The organism is Nocardioides sp. Z13_37, assembly GCF_058355585.1.
The window spans coordinates 63,908-89,011 of record NZ_JBZGDV010000008.1 but is presented as its reverse complement, the minus strand read 5'-3'; the positions used below and the strand labels follow the sequence as shown (position 1 = coordinate 89,011).

Annotated in this window: 28 protein-coding genes; 12 read left to right on the top strand and 16 right to left on the bottom strand. The window is 74.0% G+C overall.

Going from position 1 to position 25,104, the window contains the following annotated elements; genetic code table 11:
• Nucleotides 1-58: 58 nt before the first annotated feature.
• Together AC4H2S_RS17775 and AC4H2S_RS17770 are read right to left on the bottom strand one after the other, a co-directional pair.
• Nucleotides 59-2,383 (bottom strand): sodium-translocating pyrophosphatase, encoded by a 2,325-nt coding sequence (locus tag AC4H2S_RS17775; protein ID WP_491498306.1) that lies wholly within the window; start codon nt 2,381-2,383, stop codon nt 59-61.
• A gap of 201 nt (nt 2,384-2,584) precedes the next feature.
• A complete protein-coding gene (locus tag AC4H2S_RS17770) occupies nt 2,585-2,920 on the bottom strand; it encodes an anti-sigma factor antagonist (protein WP_186339981.1) in 336 nt (111 codons plus the stop codon).
• A gap of 186 nt (nt 2,921-3,106) precedes the next feature.
• Here AC4H2S_RS17770 and AC4H2S_RS17765 point away from each other — a divergent pair, with 186 nt between their 5' ends.
• Nucleotides 3,107-5,455 (top strand): DEAD/DEAH box helicase, encoded by a 2,349-nt coding sequence (locus AC4H2S_RS17765; RefSeq protein WP_491498305.1) that lies wholly within the window; start codon nt 3,107-3,109, stop codon nt 5,453-5,455.
• Nucleotides 5,456-5,464: 9 nt separating this feature from the next.
• A complete protein-coding gene (locus AC4H2S_RS17760; RefSeq protein WP_491498304.1) occupies nt 5,465-5,770 on the top strand; it encodes a hypothetical protein in 306 nt (101 codons plus the stop codon).
• 10 nt (nt 5,771-5,780) lie between these two features.
• Here AC4H2S_RS17760 and AC4H2S_RS17755 read toward each other — a convergent pair whose 3' ends face one another.
• Entirely contained in the window at nt 5,781-6,377 is a 597-nt protein-coding gene (locus tag AC4H2S_RS17755) for a TetR/AcrR family transcriptional regulator (protein ID WP_491498303.1), read from the bottom strand.
• Between the two features lie 126 nt (nt 6,378-6,503).
• Between AC4H2S_RS17755 and AC4H2S_RS17750 the strand changes: the two genes are divergently transcribed.
• Complete coding sequence (locus tag AC4H2S_RS17750; protein WP_491498302.1) at nt 6,504-7,481, top strand: DUF5692 family protein; 978 nt, start codon at nt 6,504-6,506, stop codon at nt 7,479-7,481.
• 86 nt (nt 7,482-7,567) lie between these two features.
• Here the strand turns inward: AC4H2S_RS17750 and AC4H2S_RS17745 are convergent, their stop codons facing one another.
• The 7 genes from AC4H2S_RS17745 to ssd form a co-directional block, all read right to left on the bottom strand.
• Nucleotides 7,568-7,933, bottom strand: coding sequence for an Rv3654c family TadE-like protein (locus tag AC4H2S_RS17745; protein WP_491498301.1), 366 nt, complete (start codon nt 7,931-7,933; stop codon nt 7,568-7,570).
• Nucleotides 7,930-8,292 carry a TadE family type IV pilus minor pilin gene (locus tag AC4H2S_RS17740; protein WP_491498300.1) on the bottom strand — a complete coding sequence of 121 codons (363 nt, stop codon included), beginning with the start codon at nt 8,290-8,292 and terminating at the stop codon, nt 7,930-7,932. Before AC4H2S_RS17740 ends, AC4H2S_RS17745 begins: the two co-directional genes overlap by 4 nt.
• Nucleotides 8,292-8,465, bottom strand: a complete 174-nt coding sequence (locus AC4H2S_RS17735) for a DUF4244 domain-containing protein (RefSeq protein WP_186339976.1) — start codon at nt 8,463-8,465, stop codon at nt 8,292-8,294. Before AC4H2S_RS17735 ends, AC4H2S_RS17740 begins: the two co-directional genes overlap by 1 nt.
• Nucleotides 8,466-8,608: 143 nt before the next feature.
• Complete coding sequence (locus tag AC4H2S_RS17730; protein ID WP_491498299.1) at nt 8,609-9,307, bottom strand: type II secretion system F family protein; 699 nt, start codon at nt 9,305-9,307, stop codon at nt 8,609-8,611.
• A gap of 5 nt (nt 9,308-9,312) precedes the next feature.
• Nucleotides 9,313-10,002, bottom strand: coding sequence for a type II secretion system F family protein (locus AC4H2S_RS17725; protein WP_491498298.1), 690 nt, complete (start codon nt 10,000-10,002; stop codon nt 9,313-9,315).
• The gene (locus AC4H2S_RS17720) at nt 9,996-11,219 is read right to left on the bottom strand and encodes a TadA family conjugal transfer-associated ATPase (RefSeq protein WP_491498297.1); all 1,224 of its coding nucleotides are present in this window, start codon (nt 11,217-11,219) and stop codon (nt 9,996-9,998) included. Before AC4H2S_RS17720 ends, AC4H2S_RS17725 begins: the two co-directional genes overlap by 7 nt.
• A 26-nt stretch (nt 11,220-11,245) precedes the next feature.
• The gene (gene ssd / locus AC4H2S_RS17715) at nt 11,246-12,259 is read right to left on the bottom strand and encodes a septum site-determining protein Ssd (protein ID WP_491498296.1); all 1,014 of its coding nucleotides are present in this window, start codon (nt 12,257-12,259) and stop codon (nt 11,246-11,248) included.
• Nucleotides 12,260-12,412: 153 nt separating this feature from the next.
• Between ssd and AC4H2S_RS17710 the strand changes: the two genes are divergently transcribed.
• Nucleotides 12,413-13,207, top strand: a complete 795-nt coding sequence (locus AC4H2S_RS17710) for an HAD family hydrolase (protein WP_491498295.1) — start codon at nt 12,413-12,415, stop codon at nt 13,205-13,207.
• 253 nt (nt 13,208-13,460) lie between these two features.
• Here the strand turns inward: AC4H2S_RS17710 and AC4H2S_RS17705 are convergent, their stop codons facing one another.
• Entirely contained in the window at nt 13,461-14,177 is a 717-nt protein-coding gene (locus tag AC4H2S_RS17705) for a Fic family protein (protein ID WP_186339970.1), read from the bottom strand.
• 130 nt (nt 14,178-14,307) lie between these two features.
• Between AC4H2S_RS17705 and AC4H2S_RS17700 the strand changes: the two genes are divergently transcribed.
• From AC4H2S_RS17700 to AC4H2S_RS17675, 6 genes are all read left to right on the top strand, one after another.
• Nucleotides 14,308-15,156: a class I SAM-dependent methyltransferase gene (locus tag AC4H2S_RS17700; RefSeq protein WP_491498294.1), complete on the top strand. Its 849-nt coding sequence runs from the start codon at nt 14,308-14,310 to the stop codon at nt 15,154-15,156.
• 69 nt (nt 15,157-15,225) lie between these two features.
• The gene (locus AC4H2S_RS17695; RefSeq protein WP_491498293.1) at nt 15,226-16,500 is read left to right on the top strand and encodes a calcium-binding protein; all 1,275 of its coding nucleotides are present in this window, start codon (nt 15,226-15,228) and stop codon (nt 16,498-16,500) included.
• Between the two features lie 82 nt (nt 16,501-16,582).
• Nucleotides 16,583-17,710 (top strand): sensor histidine kinase, encoded by a 1,128-nt coding sequence (locus AC4H2S_RS17690; protein WP_491498292.1) that lies wholly within the window; start codon nt 16,583-16,585, stop codon nt 17,708-17,710.
• Nucleotides 17,707-18,420, top strand: coding sequence for a LytR/AlgR family response regulator transcription factor (locus AC4H2S_RS17685; RefSeq protein ID WP_491498291.1), 714 nt, complete (start codon nt 17,707-17,709; stop codon nt 18,418-18,420). Before AC4H2S_RS17690 ends, AC4H2S_RS17685 begins: the two co-directional genes overlap by 4 nt.
• Nucleotides 18,417-18,818, top strand: coding sequence for a hypothetical protein (locus AC4H2S_RS17680; protein WP_491498290.1), 402 nt, complete (start codon nt 18,417-18,419; stop codon nt 18,816-18,818). The genes AC4H2S_RS17685 and AC4H2S_RS17680 overlap by 4 nt, the downstream gene beginning before the upstream one ends.
• Nucleotides 18,815-20,329: a sodium/solute symporter gene (locus tag AC4H2S_RS17675; RefSeq protein WP_491498289.1), complete on the top strand. Its 1,515-nt coding sequence runs from the start codon at nt 18,815-18,817 to the stop codon at nt 20,327-20,329. The genes AC4H2S_RS17680 and AC4H2S_RS17675 overlap by 4 nt, the downstream gene beginning before the upstream one ends.
• 111 nt (nt 20,330-20,440) lie before the next feature.
• On the opposite strand, the gene AC4H2S_RS17670 is transcribed toward AC4H2S_RS17675, so the two are convergent.
• From AC4H2S_RS17670 to AC4H2S_RS17660, 3 genes are read right to left on the bottom strand one after another with little or no spacing between them, the layout of a single operon-like run.
• Nucleotides 20,441-21,121, bottom strand: coding sequence for a VOC family protein (locus tag AC4H2S_RS17670; protein WP_491498288.1), 681 nt, complete (start codon nt 21,119-21,121; stop codon nt 20,441-20,443).
• 4 nt (nt 21,122-21,125) lie between these two features.
• Nucleotides 21,126-21,572, bottom strand: a complete 447-nt coding sequence (locus AC4H2S_RS17665) for a hypothetical protein (RefSeq protein ID WP_491498287.1) — start codon at nt 21,570-21,572, stop codon at nt 21,126-21,128.
• A gap of 34 nt (nt 21,573-21,606) precedes the next feature.
• The gene (locus tag AC4H2S_RS17660; RefSeq protein WP_491498286.1) at nt 21,607-22,026 is read right to left on the bottom strand and encodes a MarR family winged helix-turn-helix transcriptional regulator; all 420 of its coding nucleotides are present in this window, start codon (nt 22,024-22,026) and stop codon (nt 21,607-21,609) included.
• Nucleotides 22,027-22,098: 72 nt separating this feature from the next.
• Between AC4H2S_RS17660 and AC4H2S_RS17655 the strand changes: the two genes are divergently transcribed.
• Nucleotides 22,099-23,184: a methyltransferase gene (locus AC4H2S_RS17655; RefSeq protein ID WP_491498285.1), complete on the top strand. Its 1,086-nt coding sequence runs from the start codon at nt 22,099-22,101 to the stop codon at nt 23,182-23,184.
• 43 nt (nt 23,185-23,227) lie between these two features.
• Here the strand turns inward: AC4H2S_RS17655 and AC4H2S_RS17650 are convergent, their stop codons facing one another.
• Complete coding sequence (locus AC4H2S_RS17650; protein ID WP_491498284.1) at nt 23,228-24,145, bottom strand: NAD-dependent epimerase/dehydratase family protein; 918 nt, start codon at nt 24,143-24,145, stop codon at nt 23,228-23,230.
• Nucleotides 24,146-24,213: 68 nt separating this feature from the next.
• On the opposite strand from AC4H2S_RS17650, the gene AC4H2S_RS17645 reads away from it, so the two are divergent.
• Nucleotides 24,214-24,645 carry a GNAT family N-acetyltransferase gene (locus AC4H2S_RS17645; protein ID WP_491498283.1) on the top strand — a complete coding sequence of 144 codons (432 nt, stop codon included), beginning with the start codon at nt 24,214-24,216 and terminating at the stop codon, nt 24,643-24,645.
• Between the two features lie 60 nt (nt 24,646-24,705).
• Here the strand turns inward: AC4H2S_RS17645 and AC4H2S_RS17640 are convergent, their stop codons facing one another.
• Entirely contained in the window at nt 24,706-24,909 is a 204-nt protein-coding gene (locus AC4H2S_RS17640) for a cold-shock protein (RefSeq protein ID WP_186339957.1), read from the bottom strand.
• Between the last annotated feature and the right edge of the window lie 195 nt (nt 24,910-25,104).

Sequence of the window (25,104 nt, the reverse complement as noted above, 5' to 3'; positions counted from 1 at the left end):
ACCGGCCGCCGGGGCGGGTGGAGCGACCCGGCCCTCGCGGGGTCCGGGGTGGTGCGGGTCAGGCGTGGTGCGGTGCCAGCGAGCTGGAGCCGGTGTTGTCACCGTCGTCGGCGATCGCGACCTCGCGCCGCTTCGAGATGACGACCGCCACCGTGATGATCGCGACCGCGGCCAGCGCGATCACGATGCGCAGGACGTCGTTCTGGTCGTCGCCGACGCTCAGGGAGACGACCGCGCTCGCGATGAGCAGGGAGACCAGGTTCATCACCTTGATGAGCGGGTTGATGGCCGGTCCGGCGGTGTCCTTGAAGGGGTCGCCGACGGTGTCCCCGATGATCGTGGCCTCGTGGGCGGCCGAGCCCTTGCCACCGTGGTGGCCGTCCTCGACCAGCTTCTTGGCGTTGTCCCACGCCCCACCCGCGTTGGCCAGGAAGACGGCCATCAGCGTGCCGGTGCCGATCGCTCCGGCGAGGAAGCCGGCCAGGGCGGTCGCGCCGAGGCCGAAGCCCACCGCGATCGGGGCCAGCACCGCGAGGATGCCGGGCGTCACGAGCTCGCGCAGCGAGTCCTTGGTGACGATGTCGACGACCTTGCCGTACTCCGGTCGACCGGTGCCCTCCATGATCCCGGGGATCTCGCGGAACTGGCGGCGGACCTCCATCACGACCGCACCGGCAGCGCGGGCGACCGCGTTGATGGCGAGGCCGGAGAAGAGGAACACCACGGCCGCACCGAGCAGCACGCCGACGATGACCGCCGGGTTGAAGACGCTGAAGTCCAGTAGGTAGGCCTCGTCGATGCCGACGTTGGCCTCGGCGAGCGACTCGAACACCGACGTGGCGTACGAGCCGAACAGCGCCGTCGCGGCCAGCACCGCGGTGGCGATCGCGATCCCCTTGGTGATCGCCTTGGTCGTGTTGCCGACCGCGTCGAGCTCGGTGAGGATCTGCGCGCCCTCGTCGCTCACGTCGCCGGACATCTCAGCGATGCCCTGCGCGTTGTCGGAGACGGGACCGAAAGTGTCCATCGCGACGATGACGCCGACGGTCGTCAGCAGGCCGCAACCCGCCAGGGCGACGGCGAAGAGGGACACCGTGAGGGCCGCGCCGCCGAGGAGGTAGGCGCCGAAGACCGCGGCGCCGATGACGAGCGTGGTGTAGACGGCCGACTCGAAGCCGACGGAGAGGCCGGACAGGATGACCGTGGCCGGGCCGGTCAGGGAGGTCTTGCCGACGTCCTTGACAGGGCGGTACTCCGTGCCGGTGTAGTAGCCGGTGAGGGCCAGGATGCCTGCGGACATCACGATGCCGATGACCACTGCGGAGGCGGCGATGAAGCGGGGGTCACCCTCGGCGCCGGCGAGGTCGACGGCGATGTTGGTGAACTCCGCGAAGCTGCTCGGCAGGTAGAGGTAGGACAGCACGACGCTCGCCACGGCGGCGATGCCCGACGAGATGTAGAACGACTTGTTGATCGTCGTCAGGCCGTTCTCGTCCGCCTTGGGCTTGGTCAGGTAGACGCCCGCGACCGCGGTGAGAGCACCGATGGCCGGGATCAGCAGGGGGAAGACGAGGCCCTTGTCACCGAAGGCCTGCGAACCGAGGATCAGCGCGGCGACCAGCGTGACGGCATAGGACTCGAAGAGGTCGGCGGCCATGCCGGCGCAGTCGCCGACGTTGTCGCCGACGTTGTCCGCGATCGTGGCGGCGTTGCGCGGGTCGTCCTCGGGGATGCCCTGCTCGACCTTGCCGACCAGGTCGGCGCCGACGTCGGCAGCCTTGGTGAAGATGCCGCCGCCGACCCGCATGAACATGGCGAGCAGCGCGGCACCGAAGCCGAAGCCCTCGAGCACGTCGGGCGCCTCGTCCTGGAAGAACAGGACGACGAGGCTGGCACCGAGCAGGCCGAGGCCGACGGTCAGCATTCCGACCATGGCGCCGGTGCGAAGGCCGATGGTCATGGCGGGCTCGCGGCCGGTGGTCTCTGCGGCGGCAGCGACGCGCAGGTTGGCGCGCACGGCGAGGTTCATGCCGAGATAGCCCACCGCCGCCGAGAAGCCTGCGCCGATGATGAAGAACACCGAGCGGAAGATGCGCACGGTGGTGTCGTCGGCCGGCAGCACGAGCAGCGCGAAGAACGCGATCGCGGCGAAGATGGCCAGGGTCCGGAACTGCCGCTGCAGGTAGGCGTTGGCGCCCTCCTGGACGGCCTGGGCGATCGTCTTCATGTTGTCGGTGCCCTCGCCCGCGGCGAGCACCTGCGACCTGAACATCGCGGCCAACCCGAGCGCGGCGAGCGCGATCAGGGCGACGACGACCACCAGGACGAGGTTGCCGCCTTCGAGCTCGGGCTTGGCAACGACCGCGGGCAAGATCCCCGTCATGCGTGTCCTCCTCGGACTTGAGCTGCTGCTGGAAAAGATCCGTGAACGCGCCGGAGTCTACGCAGACGTGACCCAGATCACGGGGCAGCGTGACCCAGACCACACTGGGGCGCCGGATCCGGGCATGACAAAACCCCTCCGGACACGTCCGGAGGGGTGGTGGCGCGCGGCGCAGGGCCGGGCTGCGGGACAGCCGGCGGGTCAGGCCCCGGGGGCCATGCTGATGGAGTCGTGGATCACGAAGACCTTGGCCAGCCCGGTGATCCGGAAGATCTTGAGCAGCCGCTCCTGGGTGCAGACCAGGTCGAGCGAGCCGTCGTGGGCGCGGACCTTCTTCAGGCCGCCGACCAGCACGCCGAGGCCGGTGGAGTCGAGGAACTCGACCGCCTCGAGGTCGATCACGATGTCGTAGGTGCCGGCACCGACGAGCTCGGTGATGCAGTCGCGCAGCTTGGGCGCGGTGTAGACGTCGATCTCGCCGCCCACCGCGACGACGGCACGGCCATCCACCTCGCGTGTCGCAAGGGTGAGATCCACGACTGCTCCCCGGTCCCCGAACTCGTTCGGACAGTACGCCTGTGGGCACGCACGTGCCCCTGTGTTCTTTCGGGTCGTATCAAACCACGAGTCCCACGTGTTGCGCAGGAGTCCTCTCCACATGGTGTCGCGATGGTGGCGGACGCCACCTCCGGCAGCGTCCCCGCCCTTTGCCAGACTGCGCGGGTGAACCCCTCCCGTCCCGGCGTCCTGCCGCCCGTCGACGCGCTGGTCCGTCGGCTGGCCGGCGTGCCCGGGCGCGAGGACCGGCTGCGGCACCTCGAGGTGCTCCCGGCCCGGGAGGCGGTGCACGAGGACTGGCCCGGGTGGGTGCCCGACGACGTGCGGGGCGCCTTCGCCGCCCAGGGCGTGGCGCGGCCCTGGCGCCACCAGGTCGTCGCCGCCGACGCCGCGCACGCCGGCGACCACGTGATCCTCTCGACGGGCACCGCGTCGGGGAAGTCGCTGGCCTACCAGCTCCCGGCGCTCTCGGCGATCCGCGCGGCCCGTGGTCCGCGCGGCGAGCGCGGCGCCTCGGTGCTCTACCTCGCCCCCACCAAGGCCCTCGCCCACGACCAGCTCGCCGGCCTGTCGTCGCTGGGCCTCGACGTACGACTGGCCGCCCACGACGGCGACAGCTCGCGCGAGGAGCGCGACTGGACCCGCGACTTCGGCGAGTACGTCCTGACCAACCCCGACATGCTCCATCGCTCGCTGCTGCCCGCCCACCACCGGTGGTCGCGGCTGCTCGGCTCGGTGCAGTACGTCGTGGTCGACGAGTGCCACCACTACCGCGGCGTCTTCGGCGCGCACGTGTCCCACGTGCTGCGGCGTCTGCGGCGGGTGTGCGCGATGTACGGCGCGCACCCGACCTTCGTGCTGGCCTCGGCGACGGTGGCCGAGCCGGAGGTCACCGCGTCGCGGCTCACCGGGCTCGACGTGGTCGCGCTGACCCGCGACGACTCCCCGCGCGGCCGGGTCTCGCTCCTGCTCTGGGAGCCGCCGTTCACCTCCCACGTCGGCGAGAACGGCGCCCCGGTGCGCCGGGCCGCGTCGTCGGAGGTCGCCGACCTGCTGGCCGACCTCGTCGCCGAGGACGTCCGCACCCTCGCGTTCATCCGGTCGCGGCGCGGCGCCGAGCAGGTCGCGCTGTCGGCCGCCGAGCTGCTGGCCGAGGTCGACCCGTCGCTGCCGGGACGCGTCGCTGCCTACCGCGGCGGCTACCTCCCCGAGGAGCGGCGCGCGCTCGAGGCCGCGCTGCGTCGCGGCGACCTGGTCGGGCTGGCGGCGACCAACGCCCTCGAGCTCGGCATCGACATCAGCGGCCTGGACGCCGTGCTGATCGCCGGCTTTCCCGGCACCCGGGCGGCGTTCTGGCAGCAGGTCGGGCGGGCCGGGCGCGGCGCCCAGGACGCGCTCGGCGTGCTGGTCGCCAAGGACGACCCGCTCGACACCTACCTGGTGACCCACCCCGACAAGCTGATCGGCGCACCGGTCGAGGCGTCGGTCTTCGACCCGGCCAACCCTCACGTCATGGGCCCACACCTGTGCGCGGCCGCGCAGGAGCAGCCACTCACCGAGGCCGACCTGCCCCTCTTCGGCTCGACCGCGCGGGACGTGGTCGACGAGCTGACGACGCTGGGGCTGCTGCGCCGCCGGCCGCGGGGATGGTTCTGGACCGACCGCAGCCGGGCCGCCGACCTGGCCGACATCCGGTCGGCGGGCGGGTCGACGGTGCAGCTGGTCGAGGCCGGCACCGGCCGGGTGGTGGGCACGGTCGACGCCGGCGGCGCGCACAACCAGGCGCACGCCGGCGCGGTCTACGTCCACCAGGGCGAGACCTGGCTGGTCGAGGACCTCGACCTCGAGCACCACGTCGCGACCATGCGCCGCGACGACCCGACCTACTCGACCACCGCTCGCGAGGTGACCGACATCAGCATCGTCGCCACCCGTGAGCGCCGCTCGTGGGGTGGCTGCGAGCTCGCGCTCGGCGAGGTGGACGTCTCCCACCAGGTGGTCTCGTTCCTCAAGCGCCGCCAGCCCGGCGGCGAGGTGGTCTCGGAGGAGCCGCTCGACCTGCCCGAGCGCACCCTGCGCACCACGGCGGTGTGGTGGACGGTCCCCGACGACGTCGTGGCCGAGGCCGGGCTCGCCGCCGTCGACGTTCCGGGCGCGGCCCACGCGGCCGAGCACTGCTCGATCGGGCTGCTCCCGCTCTTCGCGACCTGCGACCGCTGGGACATCGGTGGCGTCTCGACCGCCCGCCACGCCGACACGGGCCTGCTGACCGTCTTCGTCTACGACGGCCACCCCGGCGGTGCCGGCTTCTCCGAACGCGGCTTCCACACCGCGGTCGCGTGGCTCCGCGCCACCCGGGAGGCCATCGCGAGCTGCGAGTGCGCGAGCGGCTGCCCGTCGTGCATCCAGTCGCCCAAGTGCGGCAACCAGAACAACCCCCTCGACAAGGACGGCGCGATCGCCCTGCTCGATGCCCTCCTCTCGGGGGCACCGCGAGAGGGCGAACAGGGCTAGATTCACCTCATGGTGATCCTCGGGCTCGGCCTCCTCATCCTCGGCGGCATCGCGGTGCTCTCCGCGATCTTCGTCAGCGAGCCGGGCAGTGGGGGCGAGCTCCTCGGCTTCGACGTCACGACGCTCGAGTCGTTCCTCGTCGGGGTGGCCGCCGGCGCCGCGATCCTCTGGGGCTTCGCGATCCTCAAGTGGGGCACCCGGCGCAGCCTCGCCCACCGCCGCGAGCGCAAGGAGCTCACCAAGCTCAACGAGAAGCTCGACCGGGTCGAGGCCGATCGCCGGGTCGACGACCCGGAGCGCCGCGACACTCCCTGACCACGGGGGCCTAGCGACGCCGCGGCGTGGCCCGGGCGTCGAGCCGGCGTACGGACTCCCGCACCGCGCCGTGCAGCATGATCTCGAGGTCGCCGGCCACGCGGTAGGGATGCTCGACCATCCCGTCCGCGACCCATCGCAGCACCACCGCGAGCACCGCCGAGGTGTAGAAGTCGAGCACCAGGACGCGGTCGTGGGCGTCGGCCGGGCCGCCGCCGTCGCTGTCCATCACGGCCTCGGTGACGGGCCGCATCTGCGCGAAGAGGAAGCGCTCGAGCCCGTCGCGGCCCAGCCCGTCGAGCACCGCGAGCGTCGAGGAGCGGTTGTCGCGCAGGTAGAGCAGCAACCGGACCAGGCCGTCGGCCCATCCCACCTCGGACGCGAAGGTGCGGACCTGGGCGGCGACCTCGGTCTCGAACACCCACACGGCGAGGTGCCGCACGTCGGGGAAGTGGTAGTAGAACGCCTGCCGCGTCAGTCCGCAGTCGCGCGCCAGCTCGGTGACCGTCACCTTGTCGAGCGGCTCGGTGCGCAGCCGGGCCTTGAGCGCGGCCGCGAGGGCGTCGCGCGCGCCCTGCCTGTGCGCCTCGGCGCTCCCGTCGGCCATGCCTCACGGTACGGCCCGGACGCCTCTGGACACATCGCGTCAGGTGTCTAGTGACGCCCGGCGCCGGGATTCCTACCGTGGAAGCAAGACGGCAGGTGTGCCGCAGGCAGCGACGGAGGAGGTCTCGTGTTCTTGTTCGAATCCATTCCCTGGTACTCGTGGGCGATGTGGGGCGCCGTCCTGGTCGCCCTCATCGCGCTCAACGAGGTGACGCGGCGCTGGAAGTGGGCGGGGCTCGCCTTCTTCGTGGCGCTGCCCCTGTTCCTGACCGTGTTCGTGTGGCCCACGACGGCCGGCGAGGGGTCCTCAACGGGCACCTGGTTCCACTGGGTGAAGGTGTACTCCGCACTCATCGGGTGCCTGGGATTCATGCTCATCCGCTACGTCCCGCGGCTGGCCGAGAACCGCTGGATGCTGATGTTCCCCGCGCTGATCCTGGCGATCAACATCGGCGAGGCGGTCATCCGTGACTTCCAGGTGGCGGGCCTGCAGGGCATGCACGACGGCGTCTTCATGGTCGGCGGTGCGTGGAACTACATGAACGGCATCGCCGGGATCATCAACTTGGTCACCATCTGCGGCTGGGCCGGCATCATCGTCTCGCGCGACCGGTCCAAGGACATGATCTGGCCCGACATGATGTGGTTCTGGATCGTCGCGTACGACCTGTGGAACTTCGCCTACGTCTACAACTGCGTCGGTGACCACGCCTTCTACGCCGGTGCGGCCCTGCTCATCTCCTGCACCATCCCCGCCTTCTTCATCAAGAAGGGCGCCTGGCTGCAGCACCGCGCGCACACGCTGGCCCTCTGGATGATGTTCACGATGGCGTTCCCGACGTTCGTGAGCTCGTCGCAGTTCGCCGTCGAGTCGTCGCACAACCCGACCGCGCTGTTCGTCGTGTCGGCCCTGTCGCTGGCGGCCAACCTCGCCGTCCTGGCCTACCAGGTGTTCGTCATCGTCACGCGGCACCGCAACCCGCTGCGCGACGAGCTCTACACCCACTTGCGGTCGTACCGCGAGGTCCGCGACGCGAACCTTCCCCTCGAGTCGCCGGCGCTCGCGCCGTCGTCGCGGGAGACGGACCGACTGGTCACGGTCTGAGCGCCGCGCGCCGGCCCCCGGCCGGACGCGCAGTGACACCCACCCGCCGTGGTCGAGCCTGACGGCTCGGCCACGGCGCCGTGTCATCACCCCGGCCCCGCCCGCGCGTCGGCAGTCACCCGCACCTCCTGCCACGGGACGTCGGGGCCGGCGACCGCCACCGTGACGGTGACCTCCCGGCCGTCGAGCGAGCAGCGCTCGAGGGCGGCCCCATGGGCGCCGGCGACCCGGCCCGCGGCGGCGCAGGGGTCACCCGCGCGGCTGCTGCCGGCGAGCGCGGCGGCGGCACCGAGAGCGGCCAGGTCGGCGACACCCTGCGCGCGCCGCTGCGCGGTGACCAGCCCGCCGGCGGCGGCAAGGCCGGCCGTCACGAACAGCAGCACGCCGGCCATCGCGACCACCAGCACGGTCGCGCCGCCCGCGTCCTCGGCTCGCGCCGACCGGCGCGTCACGACGCCTCGGCCAGCGCGACGGCGTCGGCCGAGACCGTCACCCCGGGTAGCGATCCCAGCAGGCCGCCCGGCCCCGTGACGCGCGCCGTGGTGGTCACCACGACCTCGTCCTCCCCGACCCGGACGTGGACCCGGGCGCCTGCGGGCGCGATGCGCTGCGCCAGGGACGTCGCCGCGGCGACGTCGTCACCGCGGGCGACGGCGCGTGCCGCCTCCCGCGAGGCGTCGACCACCCGCACCTGCGCAGCGCCCAACGCCAGCATCCAGACCAGGCCGGCGGTCAGTGCGACGAGCAGCGGGACGCCGATGGCGAGCTCGGCCGTGGCCGAGCCCGCGTCGTCCCCGGCGAGCGGTCGCATCAGCCGATGCCGAGCAGGCTCATGACGTGCTTGAACAGCCGCTCGAGCAGCTGGTCGCCGAAGGCGCCGGTCAGGAGGGTGTAGAGCAGGCCGGCGAACCCCGCCCCGGCCGCGGTGCCCACCGCGTACTCAGCGGTGGTGATGCCGGACTCGTCGTGACGCTGGACCAACATGTGCTCCCCTGTCGTCGGGGGCTCCCGATGAGCCCCGCCGACACCACGGTCGGGGGTGGGGCGGCCGGGCGCACCCGACCGGACGTCAGCCTGTGGAGACGGCCCGGGACGGCCGTGCTGTGGACGGAAACCGGCCCGGTCCGTCACAGGGTCACCGAGCCGAACAGCGAGGCGACCGTCGGGACGACGCCCAGGAGCATGAAGGCCGGCAGCAGGCACGCCCCGAGCGGGACCGCGGCCGCCACCCCGACGCGGCGGGCGGCGTCCTCGGCGCGGGCGAGCGACTCGCGCTGCAGCTCGTCGGCCAGTCGCTCCACGCTCTGCACCACCGACGCCCCGGAGACGTGCGAGCGGACCATCGCCCGGGCCAGCGGCGCGAGCTCGCGATCGTCGGCCACGGCCGACCAGGCGTCGGCGCCGGCCGCTCCCCAGCGCGATCGCTCGACGACCGGGACCAGCCGGTCGGCGGCCGGCCCGGGCAGCGCGGCGCACACCTGGGCCAGTCCGGACACCGGTGCCGACCCGGCGCGCAGCGTGGCGGCGAAGAGGTCGACCAGGTGCGGCAGGGAGCGCTCCACCTCCTCGCGCTCGCGCCGCGCCGACGGGGCCTCCGCGGCGGCCAGCACCTGCCGTGCCGCCACACCCGCCGCCACCGCGGCCAGGGCCCCCACGAGCCCGCCGACGAGCAGCCAGGCGCCGAGCGCGACGCCGACGACCGCGAGCGGCCGCATCCGGGGCGTCGCCGGCCCGCGCACGCGGGTCGCGGGCTGAGGCGGCGGAGGGGGCGACGGCACGAGCACGGCCACCGCCAGCGCGGCGCACACCACGCTCGTCCACGTCACCCAGGTCACGGTGCCGCCGCCCGGTCGGCGAGCCGCTCGATCCACCACAGGCCGAGCGCCACGAGGGCGAGCCCGAGGACGCCGCACGCCAGGCCGATCGGCGTCGTGAGGAGGAACGACCACGGGTCGGAGCCGGCGCCCGAGCCCATCAGCAGCACGGCGACGGGCAGGCACGCGACGAGCCGGGCGGTCGCCCGTGCCGAGGCGAGCTCGGAGTCGACGAGGCGGCGGGTGCGGCGCCGGGCCCGCAGGCCCGCTGCCGTCCGTTCGAGCGCCGCGGCGAGGCCGTGGCCGGAGTGCTGCGCGACCTGCCACGCGCCCGCCACCCAGCGGAGGTCGGCGGCACCGCGCCGCTGCGCCGCCAGTCGGCGCATCGCGTCGGGGACGTCGGCGCCGAGCCGCATGGCCTCGACGACCGGGCCGAGCGGTGGCCACCGCTGCGCCCCCGCGGCGAGCGCGGCCTCGGGTGGTCGCCCGGCCGCGAGGTCGGCGGCGAGCAGGTCGCACACCTCGAGCACGGCCGCCTGGTCGGCGGCGACCGAGCGGCGAGCCGACGGCATCCGCGCGGCCAGGACCCGGGCCAGGCCCTGTCGGCCAGGCCGGCTCGGTCGTCGCGGTGGCGCGGGACCCGCCGCCGGCACCGCGAGGGCGACGGCGCCGGCCAGCAGGAGCGCCACCACCCACGCGCTCACCACGCCACCGATCGCAGCCGCGCCGCCAGCGCGCCCGCGGCCGGCCCGCGCACGACGCGGTCGGCCTCGAAGGTGGCCGCGGTGCGGAGCACGACCAGCCCCGAGGCGTCGCGCTCGGGCACCCCGAGCTCGAGGACCCGGCGGCGGCCGTCGCGACCGCGGCCGAGATGGATGACGACGTCGAGCGCCGAGGCGAGCTGGCTGTGCGCGGCCGAGCGGGGCAGACCTGCGGCAAGCGACAACGCCTCGACGCGAGCCGGCACGTCGGCGGCCGAGTTGGCGTGGAGGGTGCCGCAGCCGCCGCCGTGGCCGGTGTTGAGGGCGGCCAGCAGGTCGACGACCTCGGCGCCGCGCACCTCCCCCACCACGAGCCGGTCGGGCCGCATCCGCAGCGCCTGTCGCACCAGCACCTGCAGCGAGATCTCGCCGGCGCCCTCGATGTTGGCCGGACGCCCCTCGAGCCCGACCACGTGCGGGTGGTCGGGGCGCAGCTCGCTGGCGTCCTCGACGAGGACGATGCGCTCGCCGGGATCGACGAGCGACAGCAGCGCCGAGAGCACCGACGTCTTGCCGGTGCCGGTGCCGCCGGTGACGAGGAAGGCGCACCGCGAGTCGACGATCTCCTCGAGGAGGAACGCACCGTCCGGCGGCACCGCTCCGGCCGTCACCAGCTCGGGCAGCGTCCACACCCGGCCCCGGGGGACCCGCAGGGACAGCACGGTGCCCGAGCGGGCCACCGGCGACAGCACGGCGTGGAAGCGGGTGCCGTCGGCGAGGCGTACGTCGGCGTGCGGGGTCGCGTCGTCGAGCCGGCGCCCGGCCGAGGCCGCCAGCCGTTGCGCCAGGCGGCGCACCGCGGCGTCGTCGGGGAACGACACCGACGCGCGCTCCAGCCCACCGCCGCGGTCGATCCAGACCTCGCCGGGGCCGTTGACGAGCACGTCCGTCACGTCGGGGAGGCGGAGCAGGTCCTCCAGCGGACCCGCCCCGAGCACGTCGCGGCGCAGCAGGTCGTGCACCGCGAGGACGGTCGCGTCGCCCACCGGTGCCCCTGACGCACGCAGCGCCTCCGCGACCCGGTGCGGGGTGAGCTCGCCGGCCGATCCCGCGAGCCGGCGCCGCACGTCATCGAGCACGGCTGGCGGCACCGCCGGAACCGCCGGCACGGTCGCCGGCCCGGACGTCGTGCCCGTGGTCGTGCCCGCGGTCGTGGCGGCCATCGTCACGGTCGTCCTCTCCGGGGCGCTCATGCCGCGTCGGCGAGCAGGTCGCGGGCAGCACGGGCCAGCGGCCCGCGCCCGGTCAGCGGCCCCAGCCCGCGGTCGAGCGACGCGGCCAGCCCTCGCTGGTCGGGGACGACGGCGGCGACGGGGAGCCCGGTCACCCGCTCGGCGTCGGCGTCGCCGAGCGCGCCCGGGCGCAGGACGAGCGCCGCCCGCCCGGTGCCGCCGAGGTCGGCGACGAGACGCGCGGCGGCCGCCACTCCCGGGACGGTCGCCGGCGTCACCACCAGCAGGTCGTCGCAGCGATCGACGAGCTCGGCGCGCGACGCGCCGCCGTGACGCGCCAGGTCGAGGACGACGAGGTCGTGGCCGCGCACGGCGGCGGGCAGGACGCGGCGGGCGGTCGTCGGGTCGAGCTCGCGGCGCAGCCCCGACCAGGTGAGGACGCCGAGGTGCTCGCGCCGCGGGACGCCCTCGCGCAGGGCCCTCGCGCCGAGGCGGCCGGCCGTCTCGGTCAGGGCCTCCCACCGGACGCCGGCGAGGTCCTCCATGCCGAGCAGCCGGTCGAGGCCGGGCCCGAGGGGGTCGCCGTCGACGAGCAGGGTGGGGGCGCGCCGCGCGTGCCACTGGGCGAGCGCGCAGGCGAGGGTCGTCGCTCCCGCACCGCCTGCTCCGCCGACGACCCCGACGAGACGGCCGGGCGAGGCCCGCTCGCCGACGTCGGCGAGCTCCTCGGAGAGCCACGCGGCCCCCTGGGGCAGGTCGGCGACGGAGGCCGCACCGAGCTCCACGGCGGAGCGGAAGGCGGTGTCGGCGAGGCCGACCCCGACGACGTGGACGCCCGCTCGTCGCGGTGGTGCGAGCCCGGCCACCGCGGCGGCGAGGTCGTCGCCGACCAGCACCAGGTCGGCGTCGCGCCAGGCGGCCAGCGACAGGGAGGGCTCGGCGCACACCTCGACCCCGGCCCCCGCCGCCGCACAGAGGGGGACGACCGAGTCGTGGACGATCGGGGACCGGGTGATCAGGAGGACGGACATGCGGCCAGCGTCGCCGCCGGGCGCGACGCCGGAAAGCCCGCACCCGCGCGGCCTGTGGACGATGGCCGCCGGCCGGCAGCTGTGGACGTCGGCTGGCCCGACCGAGAACGGCGCAAGCCCTCGGCGTCGCGGGTCGGCGCCTACGATGGCCACATGACCCGCCCCCAAGCGGCCTTCTTCGACCTCGACAAGACGATCATCGCCAAGTCGAGCACGTTGGCCTTCAGCCGCGAGTTCCAGGCGGGCGGGCTCATCTCGCGGCGCGCGATGCTGCGCTCGGCGTACGCCCAGTTCGTCTTCTTCACCGGCGGCGCCGACCACGACCAGATGGACAAGATGCGCGAGTTCATGTCGCAGCTGTGCGCCGGCTGGGACGTCGCCACGGTGCGCGACATCGTCCACGAGACGCTCAACACGATCGTGGAGCCGCTGGTCTACGACGAGGCGGTGACCCTCATGGAGGAGCACCGGGCCGCTGGGCGTGACATCGTCATCGTCTCCGCCTCCGGCGTCGAGGTCGTCGAGCCGATCGGCGAGATGCTCGGCGCCGACCGGGTGATCGCCACCCGGATGGAGATCGTCGACGGCCACTACACCGGCAACATCGACTACTACGCCTACGCCGAGGAGAAGGCGCGGGCCATCGAGCACCTGGCCGAGACCGTCGGCTACGACCTCGACGAGTGCTACGCCTACAGCGACTCGGTCACCGACGTGCACATGCTGGAGGTCGTCGGGCACCCGTTCGCCGTCAACCCCGACCGCGAGCTGCGCCGCATCGCCGCCGCGCGCGACTGGCCCGTGCTGTTCTTCGTCCGCCCGGTGGCCCTGCGCCGCCGGCTCCCCGTGCCCCCGGCCCGACCCACGCTGGCGGCCCTCGCCGTCGGCGGGGCGGTGGCGGCGGGTGGGTTCATGTGGGCCCACCGACGACGACGCGCGGCTGGCTGAGCCGACCCACCGGCGCCGGGCAAAGTCAACCCTTGAAGGTCGCCGCGGACAGGGCTAGAACTGAGGAAGAACTCCACAGCAGCACGTGATCCGGGTACCCACGCGGCGATCCACCCATCCGATGGGGTGCTGGCCAGTTCGGGGTCTGCCCGAGGCAGCGATTGAGAAGTGCACGCTTGGTAGCCAAGGTGTCACGTGTCGGCGGCGGCACCCGATCTACGCGAGCGGGTGCCGCTCGCACGTCCGGACGCAGCTAGCCGCGCAGCGGCGAGGCCTCGGCGCCGGCGGCGAACGCCTCGGCACCGTAGAGCGCCCACGCGTGCACCCCGCTCGGCCCGCCCTCGCTGTAGGCGCGCAGGTTGGACTCGTACGCCGCGCGGAGGGCGAGGTGCCCGGCCTCGGGGACGACGAGCGACTTCGAGTCCACGCCGCGCGAGACCAGCACGAGCCGCTCGAGCGCGCGGGCCACGATGCCGTTGTGGGAGGCGAACGGCGCGGCGGTCGCCACGTCGGCGTGCGCGACGGCGGCCACCAGCAGGGCCGGCGCCGCGCTGTCGGCGAGCAGCAGCTCGGCGACCCCGCGCAGCCGGTCGGCGGACGCGGCATCGCGCGGGCGACCGAGCTGGTCGGGCGGCAGTGCCGACGAGGCGACCACGGTGTGCAGCCGCGCGATCGCCTGCAGCGGCGCGGTCTTGAGCAGCGGGGCGAGCGCGAGCATCGACGCCGAGAGCCGGACGGCGTCGGCCGCGATCTCGTCGGCCTCGCCCGCGCGCACCTCCTCGAGCGTCGAGGACGACCCCTCCAGCACCGCGCTCGCGTGGGCGCCGCGCAGCAGCGACTCGGCGGTCAGCTCCGGCGACGTGCGCCGCAGGCCGCGGTCGCGCAGCATCGCATCGATCCCGTCACGGGTGCCGGCGTAGGCCGAGGGCACTCCCTCGAGGTCGACGAGCCAGGCGAGCGGGTCGGTCATGGGGACGACGGTAGTCGCGACCGATTCTCGCCCCGGCGCCGGATCCACCCCACCCGATGCCGTCGATCGGCGCGGGCCCGGGGCAGGTCGCTGGCGCGTCGGGCCGGGGCTCGCTTGTAGCCTGAGGTGGATGAGCGACGACCACCGCGAGACCTCCGCCACCGTCGACCTCGCACGGTCCTTCGGGGCGGTGGCCGAGGCGTACGACCGTGGCCGGCCGAGCTATCCCGCCGAGGCCGTCGCCTGGCTCGCCGGCGGCGATGCGAAGGTCGTCCTCGAGCTCGCGGCCGGCACGGGCAAGCTCACCCGCCAGCTCGTCGACCAGGGCCACGCCGTCTTCGCGACCGAGCCCGACGAGGCGATGCTCGAGGTGCTGCGCGAGCGGGTGCCGGAGGTGAGCGCGAAGGTTGCCGCCGCGGAGTCGCTCCCGGCCAACGACCGCTCGGTCGACGTGGTCGTGGTGGGCCAGGCGTTCCACTGGTTCGACCACGAGGCCGCCCTCGCCGAGGCGGCCCGCGTGCTCAAGCCGGGCGGCCACCTCGCGCTCGTGTGGAACAGCCGTGACGAGCGCATCCCGTGGGTCCGCCGGCTCGGCGACCTCCTCGGCCGCCAGGACCTCGACACCAGCTCCGCCGGCCACCTCGTGCAGAGCGAGCTCTTCGGCTTCGTGGAGGAGGCGACCTTCAAGCACTGGCAGGAGGTCAACCGCGAGACGATCCTCGACCTGGCGCGCTCGCGCTCCAGCTTCGCGGCGATGGAGCCCGACGAGCGCGAGCACAACCTCGCCCGCGTGCGCGCCTTCTACGACGACTACGGCCGCGGGATGGACGGGATGCAGATCCCCTACGTCACCCGCTGCTACCGCGCGGCGGTCACCGGCGGCGACGACACCGGCCCGGGCCCCGACGAGCGCGATCCGGACGGCCCGGCCGTGAGCGACGGCACCGACACCGACATGCTGCTCATCGACTTCCGCTAGGGCCACAACCTCCTGCGGATACGGTGCGTCCCACCGGCGACCGGCTGACACCAGATCTCGGGGGACCCCATGCGACGTACGACCTCACTGACCGCCACGGCACTGATCAGCCTCACCGCGCCGGGCCTGGTCCTGCTCGGACCGAGCGCCGCCAGCGGCGCCGCCGACACCTGCCAGGGCCGGACCGCGACCGTCGTCGGCTCCGGGCGTGCCGTCACCGGCACGGAGGGACCCGACGTGATCCTCACCAACGGCGCCCGGCTGGTCCACGCCGAGGGCGGCGACGACCTCATCTGCATCACCGGGCCCTACACCGGGAAGTACGACCCGGTCACCGTGTTCGCCGGTGATGGCAACGATGTGGTCGACGGCACCGGCTCGCCGCGGCAGGAGGTGCACGCCTTCATGGCCTCGGGCGCGGACGTCTTCCGGGGCGGCGGCGCCCGAGACATCGTCTCGCTCGACTATCCCGATGCCGCCGGTGGCGTCGACACCGTGGACGGCGGAGGCGGCTCCGACTCGATCGGCATCCAGACCGGCCCCGGCGACGTGGTCATCGACAACGCGGCCGGGCACTTCACCTCGGCCGGCGAGGTCCGCACCACGTGGGCGGACGTGGAGGGGTTCCAGATCCGCCAGTCCGCGGGGTCGCAGCGGTTGACCTTCGTGGGCACCGACGCCGACGAGTCGGTCTCCTGGTCCTCGGCCCGCGAGGCCACCGTCGACGTGACCCTGGGCCACGGGGACGACCACTGGTCCAGCCCGACCCCGCCGTCCGCCTCGAGCCGTCTCCTCGGCGGCCCGGGTCGCGACAGCATCTACCTCGCCTCCGTGGAGGCCGGCATCGACCTCGACATGCCGGCCGGCACCCTGAGCGTCGCGGCGGCTGCGCCCTACGTCGTGACGGCCTCCGACTTCGAGGACGTCGACCTCTTCGCCCCGAGCGTCACCGTGCGCGGCACCGACGGCCCGAACGACATCGGCCTCACCGCCTGCACGGGCGTGGTGCGCCTCGGCGGCGGTGACGACTCGGTCCGGCGGCAGTACGACTCCCTCTTCGAGTCCGACATCAGGTGCGCGGAGACCCTCACCGCCAACGGCGGCTCCGGCGACGACGAGCTCTCCGGCACCCGGGGCGACGACACGCTAAAGGGCGGCTCGGGCAAGGACGTGCTCAAGGGCGGCTTCGGCAAGGACCGCCTCGTCGGCGGGCGCGGCCACGACCGGCTCTTCGGCCAGGCCGACGACGACGTGCTGCTCGGCGGCCCGGGCCGCGACCGGGCCGACGGCGGCAAGGGGCGCGACCGCTGCGTCGCCGAGCGCGAGAGGCGCTGCGAGCGCTGAGCCCCCAGCACGGGTCGCGTGCCGAGCCCGTCGTCGTACGCGCGTGGCCACGCACTCGACCCGGGACGGTTAGTGTCTCGCCATGGCCTGGAGATGGCGGCGTACGTCGCTGGGCGGCGAGGCGGACCGCGCCGCCTTCCGCGCCCTCCACAACGCCTCCCTCGCCAGCCCGGCGCTGCGCGCGGGCCTGACCACCGCGAGCGCGGAGCGCTCCGTGCACCACCTGCGCGCCCTGCTCGGCACGCCGGCCGCCGGTCTCGGTGACACCAGCGGGCTGCTCGCGTGGGACGGCCTGGGCAGTCACCACCGCCCCCAGCTGCCCGCCACGATCGGGCAGGTCGCCGAGACCGGTCGCACGATGATCGTCGACGCGCGCACCCTGGTCTGCGACGACGGCGGCTGCCAGGTCCGGCAGGCCATCGTCAGCCCGCTCGTCGTGGACGACACCCTCGTGGGAGCGCTCGTGGTCGGCGCCCCGCACACCACCGGCGGCCTGGTGCGGGCGGCCGACGAGGTGGCGTCGTGGGTCAGCGGCCAGCTCGAGCTCGCCGAGCTCGACCTCTCCCGCACCAGGCTGATGGAGGCCGAGGTGCGGGCGCTGCGCGCGCAGATCAGCCCGCACTTCATCTACAACTCGCTCGGGGCCATCGCCAGCTTCGTGCGCACCGACCCCGACCGGGCGCGCGAGCTGCTGCTCGAGTTCGCCGACTTCACCCGCTACTCGTTCCGCCGCCACGGCGAGTACACGACGCTCGCCGAGGAGCTGCGCTCGGTCGAGCGCTACCTGCTGCTGGAGCAGGCCCGCTTCGGTGAGCGGCTGCAGGTGACCCTGCAGGTCGCGCCCGAGGTGCTCCCCGTCGCGGTGCCCTTCCTGTGCATCCAGCCGCTCGTGGAGAACGCCGTGCGCCACGGTCTCGAGGCCAGCGCCGACAAGGCCGACGGCGTCGGCCGGCTCTCGATCGTCGCGCGCGACCACGGCCAGGAGTGCGTCCTCGAGGTCGAGGACGACGGCACCGGCGAGGACCCCGAACGCGTCCGCCAGGCGCTGGCAGGCGACGCGTCGATGGACTCCATCGGCCTCGGAAACGTGGACGCGCGGCTGCGCAACGCCTACGGGGACGACTACGGTCTGGTCGTCGAGACCGCACCCGGGGCGGGCACGAAGGTGATCGTCCGGGTGCCGAAGTTCGCCCCCGGAGTGCAGGTATGACACAGCTGAAAGTGCTCGTCATCGACGACGAGCGTCCTGCCCTCGACGAGCTGGCCTTCCTGCTCGGCCGCGACCCGCGCATCGGCGAGGTGCGCAGCAGCGACTCCGCGACCGAGGCGCTGCGGGTGCTGCAGGCCGAGGAGGTCGACGCGGTGTTCCTCGACATCCAGATGCCCGGCCTCACCGGCCTCGACCTCGCGCAGGTGCTCTCGCGCTTCCGGTCGCCGCCGCGGGTGGTGTTCGTGACCGCCCACGAGGAGCACGCGGTGGCGGCCTTCGAGCTGCGCGCGGTCGACTACGTCCTCAAGCCGGTGCGCGAGGAGCGCCTCGCCGAGGCCGTGCGCCGGGTGGTGGAGGCCGCCGCCCCGGCGCCGTCGGGCGACGTGCAGATCCCCGTGGAGCGTGGCGGCGTCACCCGGTTCATCAGCCGATCCGAGATCACCCACGTCGAGGCGCAGGGCGACTACGCGCGGCTGCACACCGCCGACGGCTCCCACCTCGTGCGCACGCCGCTGTCGTCGCTCGCCGAGCAGTGGGCCGCGGCCGGCTTCGTGCGCATCCACCGCTCCGTGCTGGTCGCGCTCCCCCACGTCGAGGAGGTGCGCAGCGAGAGCGGGCGGGTCAGCGTCGTCATCGGCGGCGTCGAGCTGCCGGTGAGCCGGCGCCACACCCGCGAGCTGCGCTCGGTCCTCACCCGGCGCGAGACATGAGCGAGCCGCCCGTCGAGCGCGTCCGGGTGACCGGACCGCCGCGGCGTCGAGCGGACGTCGTACGTCCCGCCGGCACGCGCGAGATCGACGCGGAGACCGCTCTGGGCGAGGTGTTCATGCGCTCGCTGCTGCGCGAGCAGCTCATGCTCGCGCTGCGGGTGCTCGCCGCGCTGGCCGTCACCGTGGGCATGCTGCCGCTGCTCTTCCACCTCGTCCCCTCGCTCGGCGACGCGCGAGTGGGGCAGGTGCCGCTCGCGTGGCTGCTGCTCGGGGTGCTGACCTATCCGTGGCTGGTGCTGCTCGGCTGGCTCTACCTGCGCCGCGCCGAGGGCCACGAGCGCGACTTCGCCGACCTCGTCGGGTCGGCCGGCGCCCCCGGACCGGCGGACCCGCCGTGAGCACCGACGTGGTGCCCGGCATCGTCGCCGTCGTCCTCGTCTCGATCGCGACGCTCGCGATCGGCACCTGGGGGCTGCGGATCTCGCGCACGACGAGCGACTTCTTCGTCGCCTCGCGCACCGTCCGGCCGCGGCTCAACGCGAGCGCGATCGGCGGGGAGTACCTCTCCGCGGCGTCGTTCCTCGGCGTCGCCGGGCTGCTGCTCACCTTCGGCGCGGAGATGCTCTGGTACCCCGTCGGCTGGACCGCGGGCTACCTGGTGCTGCTGGTGCTCGTGGCCGCTCCCCTGCGCCGCTCGGGCGCCTACACGCTGCCCGACTTCGCCGAGGCGCGGCTGGGCTCCCGCGACGTGCGCACGCTCTGCTCGGTGCTGGTCGTCGCGATCGGCTGGCTCTACCTGCTGCCGCAGTTCCAGGGCGCCGGGGTCACCCTGCGCGCGACGATCGGTGCGCCGCCGTGGGCGGGCTCCCTGGTGGTCGCCCTGGTGGTGCTCGCGTCGGTGAGCCCGGGCGGGATGCGGTCGATCACCTTCGTGCAGGCCTTCCAGTACTGGCTCAAGCTCACCGCGCTGCTGGTGCCGGTCTTCGTGCTGATGGCGGTGTGGGTGGCCGACGGCGCGGCCGACCCCACGGCAGCCGCCCCGCACTCGTGGTCGATCCCGCTGGCCTCGCCGGGCGGCGGCATCGGGCTCTACACGACCTACTCCCTCATCGTCGCAACGTTCCTCGGCACCATGGGCCTGCCGCACGTGGTCGTGCGGTTCTACACCAACCCCGACGGCCGGGCCGCGCGTCGTACGACGCTCGCGGTGCTCGCGCTGCTCGGCATCTTCTACGTCCTCCCGCCGGTCTACGCCGCGCTCGGGCGCATCTACGCGCCGGGACTGGTCTCGGGGCGCTCCGACGTGCTCGTGCTGGAGCTGCCGTCGCTGATGGTGGGCGGCGCGCTGGGAGCCGTGCTCACCGGCCTCGTCACCGCCGGCGCGTTCGCCGCGTTCCTCTCGACCAGCTCGGGGCTGACCATCGCGGTGGCCGGGGTGCTGTCGCAGGACGTGACGGGACGCCGGTGGGGCTCACGCCGGCTGGGCGGCGTGGCGGCCTTCCGCGTCGCGGCGGTGATCGCGGTCGTCGTCCCGCTGCTGCTCTCCCTGCCCGCCCAGGACGTCGCGGTGGCGCGCACGGTCGGCCTCGCGTTCGCGGTCACCGCCTCGACCTTCGCTCCCCTGCTGATGCTCGGTATCTGGTGGCGCGGGCTGACGCCGGCCGGCGCGGTCGCCGGGCTGCTGGTGGGCGGCCTGGGCTCGGGTGCGGCGGTGGCGTGGACGCTCGCGACGTCGTCGTCGACCGGCTGGACCGCGGCGCTGCTGGGGCAGCCGGCCGCGTGGTCGGTGCCGGCGTCGTTCCTCACGATGGTCCTGGTCTCCCGACTGACCCGCGCCACCGTCCCGGCCCACGCCGGCCGCTTCATGGTGCGACTCCACACGCCCGAGGCGGTCGAGCTCCAGCGCTGACCCGGCCAGCGGCAGCCGGGGCCCGGTCCACCACGAAGGCAGTTCGCGCGAGAGGGGGCACCCGTCACGCTCAGCCGCTCGCGTCGAGCCGCCCAACTGCCTGCAGGGTGGTCACTCCTGCCGGAGGTGGAACTCGTTACCGCCGGGATCCGCCAGCTCGACGTCGTCGCCGCGTGAGACGACCCTCGCGCCGAGGCCCACCAGCCGGTCGACCTCGGCCTCGAGGTCGTCGGTGACCAGGTCGAACCACATCCGGTTGCGTCCCCGACGCTCGTCCAGCGGCGGCCCGCCCCACGCGATCTTCGGCCCGCCTCCCGGTGGCTGGATCGCGGTCTCGCCGTCCTCGTCGTGCACGAGCGGCCACCCGAGCACCGCGGACCAGAACACCCCGACGTCGCGGGTGCCGTCGCAGGCGAGCTCGCCGAGGAGCGGCGTGCCGGCCAGCCAGCGGTTGCCCTGCTCGATCACGCAGAAGGCGTTGCCCTCCGGGTCGGCGAGCACGACGTGGTCCTCGTCAGGCCGCTGCCCGACGTCGAGGTGGGCGGCACCCAGCGCGAGAGCCCGGGCGACGGTCTCCTGCTGCGTCGAGGAGTTGCTCGTCAGGTGGAGGTGGACCTGGGCGGGCAGCCGGACCGGCTCGTCGGAGTCGACGAAGGTGATGCCGAACGGAGCGTCGGGACCGGGCAGGAGCCCGGACCCGGCCCGGCGCCAGCCGAGCAGGCCGCCCCAGAACGTCGCGGCGACCTCCACGTCCGCGGTACGCACGGCGAGCGCGCGCAGGTGGGCGGTCATCCGGTCATCCGGTCAGTCCAGGGAGCTCGACGAGCTCCGGGCGCATCCCGGCCAGCACCGCGAGCTGCTCGGGCGTGACGTACGACGGGTTGCTGCCGGCCGGCATCCGCAGCACCTCCATCGCGGCGAGGTCGGGGTGCCCGACGAGCTCGGAGCGCAGCAGCGGGTCGCCGAGCGGGGCCAGGACCATCGGCATCACGCCGTCGCGGGCGGGCCCGGTGGTCCGGCCGTGGGCGTAGAGGCCCGCCGGCTGGTCGGCCTCGCTGCCGCTGACCCACAGCAGGACCGGCTGTCCTGCCTCGACGAGGTCGGTGCGGTAGGTCGGACGCGCGCACCACGTCTCCACCCCGGCGAACCCGGCGCGCACGTGCGCGCGGGTCGACGGCGCGGCACCGGTGGCCTTCACCAGCCAGGCGCCGAGCGTGTCGGACGAGAGGGCACGGGCGGGCATGCCCCGAGCCTCGCACGGTGCGAGGAACGCCGCCTCACACGTAGGGGTCGGTCACCTCGCGCAGGCGCACCAACGCCTCCCGCAGCCGGGCCGTGAGCTCCGGGCCGAGGTGCTCGTCCCACTCCCTCTCCACGGCCTCCACGACCTGCCCCGCGTGCTGCGCGGCCTCGCGGCCCCGCGCGGACAGCCGGATCAGGCGGGCCCGGCCGTCGTCGGGGTCGGGCACCCGCTCGACGATGCCCTCCCGCTCGAGGGCCGCCACGAGGAGGCTGGCGGTCTGCTTGGTGACCTGGGCTCGCTCGGCGAGCTCGGTCAGCCGCGATCCCTCGTCGGCGATCCGCTGGGCCAGCCGCGACTGCGCCGCGGTGACGTCGTAGCCCGCCTCGCGCATGGCGCGCAGCACCCGCTCGTCCATCGCGCGGTAGGACACGTACATCAGCGTGGCGAGATCCATCATTCCCCTTGACATTGGTCAGTGATGCTGACCATATTGGTCAGCATCACTGACGATCATAAGGGACACCTCATGAGCAACAGACTTCCGCCCGTCCGGGTCGCCCGGGCGGCCACCTCCGCCCGCACGGCGATGCAGGGCCTGACCCGGCGCATGGTGCCGCCGCAGGTCGGCGTGCTCGAGCTGGTCTCGGGCCTCATCAGCGCCAACACGGCGTACGCGCTCGCGCGGCTCGGCGTGGCCGACGAGCTCGCCGCCGGCCCGAGGACGGGCGCCGACGTGGCCGCCGGTCTTGGCACCCACCCCGACGCGACCCACCGGCTGATGCGGGCCGCGGCCGGACTGGGGCTGCTGCGGCAGGACGGCGACACCTTCGCGCTGACGCCGCTCGGCCAGACGATGCGCTCGGACGTGGACGGCTCGATGCGGGCCGTGGTGCTGATGATCGGCGACCCGCGCTACCAGTCGGTGTGGGGCCGGCTGCCCGAGGCGGTCACGACCGGCACCGCGCAGGCGGAGGCGGTGCACGGGGTGTCGATGTGGGAGCTGCTCGACCGCGACCGCGACTACGCCGACATCTTCCACGAGGCGATGTCTCGGCTCACCGCGCTCGACTGGCCCACCGTCGCCGCGGCCTACGACTTCACGCCCTTCCGGCGGATCGTCGACGTCGGCGGCGGCCAGGGCCAGCTGCTCGCGCTGGTGCTGGGCGCCGCTCCGCAGGCCGAGGGGGTGCTGCTGGAGCAGGACGCGCTGCTGCCGGTCGCCGAGCGGCGGCTGCGCGAGGCCGGGGTGCTGGACCGGTGCCGGCTGGCGGGCGGGTCGTTCTTCGACCGGGTGCCCGACGACGGCGACCTCTACGTGCTGCGCCGCGTCGTGCACGACCTCGACGACGACCGGGCGCTCGCCCTCCTGTCCACCGTGCGCGACCACGCGCCCGCCGACGCCACCCTGCTGCTGATGGAGAGCGTCGTCCCGCCCGGCGGCGCGCCCGACTTCGCCAAGTCGCTCGACCTCGACATGCTGCTCTTCGTCGGCGGGCGCGAGCGCACCGAGCAGGAGTACGCCGCGCTGCTCGAGCGGGCGGGCTTCCGGATGACGCAGGTCGTGCCCACCATCTCCACCATCTCGCTCGTCGAGGCACGACCGGCGGCCTGACGCGGACCCGCGCCGGCGGCGTGGGCCCCGGCACGGGATCGACTCAGCCGCGCAGGCCCTCGCGCAGCTCCTCGAGCGCGTCGGCGAGGCCGACCCGAGGCGTCCAGCCCCAGCGCTGGGCGCGGTCGGAGACGATCCGACCCGTCCACGCCGGTCCGTCCTCCCAGACCGGCTCCAGGCCGAGCGCCTCGGTCACCGCACCGAGGTAGTCGCGGTAGGCGGCCGGCGGGCCGGCGACGTTGACAGGTGTGCACCCACCCGCGAGGGGTCCGGCGTCGGGGTCGTCCGCCGTCGCGATCGCGCCCGTGGCGAGGTCGGCGGCGAGGTCCGCGAGGTCGGTGACGTGCACCCAGGCGAACGCCTGGTCGGGGTTGGCGTGCCGCTCGGCCTCGTCGTCGCGGATCTCGGCGGGGCGCACCGAGTTCCAGATCGAGGTGTCGCCGGCGCCGAGGATGGCAGGCGGGCGCAGCAGCACCCGGGTGATGCCGCCCAGCCGCTCCAGCGCGGCATCGACGTCGCGCTTGACCACGCCGTAGGCCGACGCGTCGTCCGGCACACGCGGCGAGGACTCGTCCACGTCGCCCATCCCGGGGCTGCGGTCGTAGACGCCGGCGGTCGAGACATGGACCAGGAGCGGCACCCCGGCGTCGACCGCGGCCTCCGCGATCGCCACCGTGCCGTCGAGCCCGACGCGGCGCTGGTCGTCGCGCCCGCTGCCGAGCGGGTGCACCGTCGTGACGAGGGCGTCGGCGCCCGCGACCACGCTCGCCGCGAAGGCCGGGTCGGTGAAGTCGCCGACGTGCTCCTCGACTCCCGGATGCTGCGGCGCGGTGCCCACGCGGCGTACGACGGCACGCACCGTCGCGCCGCGCTCGCTCAGCGCGGAGACGACGTGGCTGCCGACGAAGCCGTTGGCACCGGTGACCACGACGACGGGAGAGGTCACGACCTGGGAGCTCATGCCCCCACCATGGCAGCCGGGCCCTGACGGCACGTCGCTCGCACGTCGTCCGGGCGCCCGACGGCAGGATGGTGGCCGTGAGCGACGCCTACGACATCCGCACCGGCCCCGCCGCCATGGACCTCTACCGGGTCCACCACTGGCTCAGCACCGACGCCTACTGGGCCACGGGCCGCAGCCGGGAGACCGTGGCGACGGCCGCGGAGCACTCGCTCAACTTCGGCACCTTCGCCGCCGACGGGCGGCAGGTGGCCTACGCGCGCGTCGTCACCGACCACGCCAACTTCGCCTGGCTGTGCGACGTGTACGTCGACCGCGACCACCGCGGGCGCGGCCTCGGCACCGGTCTGGTGGCGGCAGTCGTCGAGCACCTCGACGCGCTGGGGGTCGGGCGGACGCTCCTGGCCACGCACGACGCGCACGGGGTCTACGCCGGCCTCGGCTTCGGCGCCCTTCCCGATCCGGGCATCTGGATGGTCAGGACCCCCGACCCGGGGTGAGCGTGCCCCGAACGCACGAGGAGCCCCGACCGCAGCGCGGTCGGGGCTCCTCGAGGTGTGTCAGATGACGCTGACGTTCTCCGCCTGCGGGCCCTTGGGGCCCTGCGTGACGTCGAACTCGACCTTCTGGTTCTCGTCGAGCGACTTGTAGCCGCTGGACTGGATCGCGGAGAAGTGGACGAACACGTCCTCGCCGCCGCCGTCCTGCGCGATGAAGCCGAAGCCCTTGTCAGCGTTGAACCACTTGACGGTGCCCTGAGCCATGATGATGTTCCTTTGTTCTCGCATCGGGGGCACGTTGCCTCCGAGCTGCTGAAGACATCCATTCCGTACTGATGTCCAGCGAACCGAAAACCAGGAAAACGAGATACGAGCCGCAGCATCCTGCGCGGCCAGGTCGGTGGTGCCGACCCTTCAACACGTTCAGCGTAGCGCACCGAGCCGCGAACGCCACTTCGG